This is a genomic window from Collinsella aerofaciens (genome assembly GCF_015556945.1).
Taxonomy (GTDB): Bacteria; Actinomycetota; Coriobacteriia; order Coriobacteriales; family Coriobacteriaceae; genus Collinsella; species Collinsella aerofaciens_AO.
The window spans coordinates 1-4,808 of record NZ_JADNNH010000049.1; the positions used below are offsets into that span (position 1 = coordinate 1).

General features: G+C 61.0%; 5 protein-coding genes and 1 riboswitch. All 5 genes read right to left on the bottom strand.

The annotated features are described in order from the left end of the window. Positions 1-70: 70 nt before the first annotated feature. Genes I2F59_RS09635 through I2F59_RS09655 form a run of 5 tightly spaced genes read right to left on the bottom strand, consistent with a single transcriptional unit; the run spans position 71 to position 4,294 of the window. A complete protein-coding gene (locus tag I2F59_RS09635; RefSeq protein WP_195503989.1) occupies positions 71-481 on the bottom strand; it encodes a pyridoxamine 5'-phosphate oxidase family protein in 411 nt (136 codons plus the stop codon). Between the two features lie 44 nt (positions 482-525). Continuing rightward, entirely contained in the window at positions 526-972 is a 447-nt protein-coding gene (locus I2F59_RS09640; RefSeq protein ID WP_195503990.1) for a pyridoxamine 5'-phosphate oxidase family protein, read from the bottom strand. A gap of 30 nt (positions 973-1,002) precedes the next feature. After that, the gene (locus I2F59_RS09645; protein ID WP_195232443.1) at positions 1,003-1,803 is read right to left on the bottom strand and encodes an energy-coupling factor transporter transmembrane component T family protein; all 801 of its coding nucleotides are present in this window, start codon (positions 1,801-1,803) and stop codon (positions 1,003-1,005) included. After that, entirely contained in the window at positions 1,803-3,707 is a 1,905-nt protein-coding gene (locus I2F59_RS09650) for an energy-coupling factor transporter ATPase (RefSeq protein ID WP_195503991.1), read from the bottom strand. The genes I2F59_RS09645 and I2F59_RS09650 overlap by 1 nt, the downstream gene beginning before the upstream one ends. Further along, positions 3,704-4,294, bottom strand: coding sequence for an ECF transporter S component (locus I2F59_RS09655; protein WP_229065438.1), 591 nt, complete (start codon positions 4,292-4,294; stop codon positions 3,704-3,706). The genes I2F59_RS09650 and I2F59_RS09655 overlap by 4 nt, the downstream gene beginning before the upstream one ends. A 5-nt stretch (positions 4,295-4,299) precedes the next feature. Beyond that, a riboswitch (FMN riboswitch) is annotated at positions 4,300-4,492 on the bottom strand. Positions 4,493-4,808: the final 316 nt, after the last annotated feature.

Consider the following 4,808-nt stretch of genomic DNA (forward strand, 5'->3'; position numbering starts at 1 on the left):
GCTCCTAACGGCGCCGGGCAATACGGGGCCCGCCCATGCGAAAACCAAGTTGTTAGGATGAGCCAGCTGGCTAGAGCTCGACCGGCACCCATTCGTCGTGATTGCAGATAAAAGCCTCGGGATCCTCGACGCTAAAGAAGACGAGCGTGGGGTCGTTAGGCCCCTCATAGTGCTCGCCCAGGCGCTCAAGATGCTTCCAACCGGCCTCGCGCATTTCACTCGAAGCCCGGTCTTCCAGCCCCGCACGCCCGCGCAGGATCAACCAACCATGGCCCGGCCACCAACTCGTGGCCTCAAAGCGCTGGTTTTGCAGAAGCTCTTGCCACACATCTTTGGTGCGCGCCGTCACAAACCACAGCTTACCGTCCTGAATCTGTGCAAACGAGAACGGACGTACATGTGGCTGCCCGTCCACGCTCGTCGCCAAGTACCACGCCGGCACCGACGTCAGATACTCCAAAACCGTATTCAATCCGTCCACGTTTCCTCCTGTACTAGCCAGTTTGAGAGCTTGGTTTGTGTGAGCTAGAGCTCCAGGCGCTCCTCGCTGCCGTCGATATCACAGAAGCGGGCGACGATATTGCGGACCGAGAAAAACGCAAGGCGGCCGTCGTTGGCACTATCGTGTTGCTCGCCAATGCCCACCATGTGCTTAAAACCCGCTTGACGCACCTTGTCGCTCGCAGCTGCGTCGTCCTCAAGTGCGGCTTCGCCGGTCAACACGATCCAACATTCCCCCGGCTTCCAGCCCGATACTTCAAACTTGGGATTCGCACTCAGCTCCGCCCACACATCCTTATCGCGCGACGTGCAAAACCACAACTTACCGTCATCGACCATGGCAAACGAAAACGGTCTCACGCGGGGCTGATGTCCGTCGGCCACATCGGTCGTGGCCAGATACCACGCCGGAATGCGCCTGAGATACGAACAGACGCGCTCAAGCTGAGCCGTGCGGTCGTTGTCGGTCATAGGGACCCCTTTCTTGCGCTCGAATCGCGCCTAAACAAGTTGAAGATTGATGCCGATGACGCAGATGAGCAGCAGCGCCGTCACCACCGCAGCCAACGCATCGCCGCGGCCAAATGCAAGCGCATGCAGACGTGTGCGGCCCTGCTCGCCGTGATAGCAGCGTGCATCCATGGCAGCAGACAGCGTCTCGGCATGACGGAACACGCCGGTGAACAGCGGAATCGCCACACTGCCGAGCATGCGTACGCCACCGAGCGGACCGCCCGTTACGCGTGCACCGCGGCTCGCCTGCGCATCGGCCGTCTGCTTCATCTCGGTGGCGAACTGCGGCATAAAGCGCAACGCGATACCCATAATCATGCCGAGCTCGTGCGCAGGAAGTCCCACACGCGCAAACGGTGCGAGCAGACGCTCAAAGCCCGCGGTGAGGTCGAGCGTCGGCGTAGTGAGCGTAATGGCACTCATGCCGGCCATCATCAACGTCAGGCGGCACGCCATAAAGGCGGCAGAACGCAGTGAGCCCTCGCTTATCTGCAGAAAACCGAGCTGCCACAAGATGCGCCCACTCTGATCGGTAAACAAGTTGAGCACCGCGACCACGACGACGATTGCCAGCAGCGGCGCCATCGATGATAGGACCCGGCGCAACGGCACCCGGGACACGGCATAGATCAGCACGACGAAAATTGCGACAGGGGCCAGTCCGCGGAAGCCACTGACCGTGAGCGTCGTGATCAGAAACACAAAGCCCAAGAGCAACTTGGTTCGCGGGTCCAGGCGGTGGATTGCACTATCGCCGGGATAGTAACTACCAAACGAAAACGCCTCCATCAGCAGCCCTCCTCTCGCGTGGGCGCCTTGGAACCGGCCTGACGCGGAGCCCCCAAAGGCCCGTCCGCACAGCCCAGCAGCAAGCCGGCCAGCTCGTCGGCCAGCGCCTCAACCGTATAAAGCTTGTCGCAGCGGAGCGGCACACCGGCCTGCGCGAGCGCCAGCGCCATACGCTGGGCGGCAGGAACGCCCAGGCCGATCGACTTGAGCTCATCCGCGCGCGCAAAAACCTGCGTGGGCGTTCCCTCGGCAAACACGGCGCCCTCGTTCATCACAACGATACGGTCACAACAATTTGCCAGATCATCCATGCTGTGCGAAACCATGACAACGGTCAGGCCCTCGCGATGGAGTCGACCGATGAGCCCTAGGAAATCCCTGCGCGCAGCCGGATCGAGCCCTGCCATGGGCTCATCGAGTACTAGGACCTCGGGCTCCATAGCAAGCACGCCGGCAAACGCCACGCGGCGCTGCTGGCCGCCCGAAAGCTCAAAGGGGCTCTTATCGCCTATCGCGACAAGGTCGAGGCCCACGCGCGTAAGCGATGATGCGACACGGCGCGCAACCTCGTCTTGCGGCAGACCAAGGTTGCGCGGGCCAAACGCCACGTCCTGCGCCACGGTCTCGGCAAATAACTGGCGCTCGGGATACTGAAACACCACGCCGACCTTGGCCTTAACCGCGGCGGCGTCTTTCTTGTTTGACAGGTCGAGCCCCAGCGCGCAAACGCTTCCCTCCTGCGGACGAATCAACCCGTTGAGATGCTGAACCAGCGTTGATTTACCCGAGCCGGTATGGCCTGCTAGCCCCAGGAACTCGCCGCGACGTACCGTCAAAGACACGTCGCGCAGTGCCCACGGACTACTAGGGTCATTTCCCCAGAGAGCCTGCTTGGTTGATTTGCCCGCAGCGGCCGAGCGCTTATGCCAGCGACGGCGCTCGCGCGGACTGAGCGAATAGCTGTACGAAACATGGGATAGCTCGATGACGGGCTCTGATGCGTTGTCCTTGTTGTCTGCCGGAACAGTGCCGTCAGCGATTTCCAACTGGGATACGGAAGGCTGCCCCGCGGTACCCGCCTCACTTCGCTCGGTATAGGCCTGCGCAACCGCGGCAACCATACCCGCCTCGCGCACCTGCGCGCAAACGGGCACGCCCTTCGCACGAAGCGACCTGCCCAGACGACACGACGCCGGCATATCCAGGTTGAGCTGCGCAAGCTCATCCGCCCGCGTCAAGATTTCCTCGGGCGTACCGAGCATGGCAACGTGCCCCGCCCGAAATACCGCGACACGATCGGCCTCGGCGGCCTCCTCCATAAAGTGCGTAATCATCACGATGGTCATGCGGCGTTCGTGCAGCGCGTGACAGGCCTTCATAAGGCCCTTGCGCCCGCGCGGATCGAGCATCGAGGACGCCTCGTCCAAAATGAGCACGCGCGGCTCCATGGCGAGCACGCCGGCAAGCGCCACGCGCTGCTTTTGTCCGCCCGAGAGAGCGTGGGTCTCGTGGCACTCAAAGCCCACCAGACCCACGGCCTTCAGCGCCTCGCGCACGCGCTGCGCGATCTGGGCCGATTCGACCCCTAAGTTCTCGGGACCAAACGCAACATCGTCCTCGACAAGCGTCGCCACAAGCTGGTCGTCGGGATTCTGGAACACCATGCCCGCAGTCGAGCGGATGTCGTAGACCAGCTCGGGATCGGACGCGTCCATGCCGTTGACGCACACCGTTCCCGCATCGGGCTGCAGCAGCGCGTTCAAATGCTTGGCAAACGTCGACTTGCCCGACCCGTTTCCGCCGAGGATGCAGAAAAACTCCCCGTCCTTAATGCTCAGATCGATGCCGTCAAGTGCCTGAGCGGCACCGTCGTAGCTAAAGGAAACGCCCCGACACTCAATCATGCGCGGCCTTTGACCTGGTCCTTTTTAGGCGTGATGAGATTAGAGACCGCCTTGTACACCACCAGCGTCAACACTGAGTTGAGCACGGTCTTGATAAGGTTGAACGGCAGCACGGCAGGAATCATGAGCGGGGCGATCACATCGACCGAGCCATACCAGAACCAAACGCCAATGGTCAGATTCGCAACCATAGAAAGCACCGTAGCGGCAATAACGCCCAGTGCCAGGCCAATCACGGCACCCTTGTAGGTGTGCATCTTCTGGTAGACGATCGCCGCGGGCAGAATGTAGCCCAGCGTGGCAACCAGGTTCATAAGCGCGCCGACCCAGTCACCCGTAGTGAGTGCATGGATAACGATAGCCATAGCGGCAACGGCGGTACCGGCGCTGGGACCATACGCAAACCCGCACACCATCGCCGGCACCAGCGACGGGTCATACGTCAAAAACGGCGCCGAAGGAAGGATGGGCAGCTGCACATACATAAACAGGGCGCCCAAGGCGCACATCAGCGCCATGGTAACGAGCTGTTTGGTGCTCCACCTATTCGTGTTCTCAAAATGGATATGCTGCGACTGTTCAGACATAAGATCACCTGCCTCTTTCATCCGGACTCTAACCGTTGGTACTGGGATCTCACCAGTTCAACCGGCATGCGAACCAACGCACACACGGGTCGCGGACTCATCGGCTCGGTCGCAGGCACTTTACCTGCGCCACGGTACCCCTTTGGCACCGCCCGATTTACCGCCAGTGGGGAATTTCACCCCGCCCTGAAACAGCAATTGCAAGTGTAGCACGAGCAGGTTCTCGCGCAAGTATGCCAAGGGTAATTTGTGGCGGAGATCAGTTGCCAAAGCAACCACGTTCCCCACCCATCCCAAAGCAACGCGCCTTTCGCGCAAAGCGCGAAACAGCGAAGGGGACACGTATCCCTATCGACCACATCCTTCTCCGCCCGCCGGCCTCAAGGCCGTAAACGCAGGGAATCCGGGGGCGGGACGGGGACTTCTCTCCGGAATATTCCGCACTGATATCTTCTGTATTGAAGACGTCGATGGTGCACCCGTATACCATTGACGTCGACACCATCAGATGCGG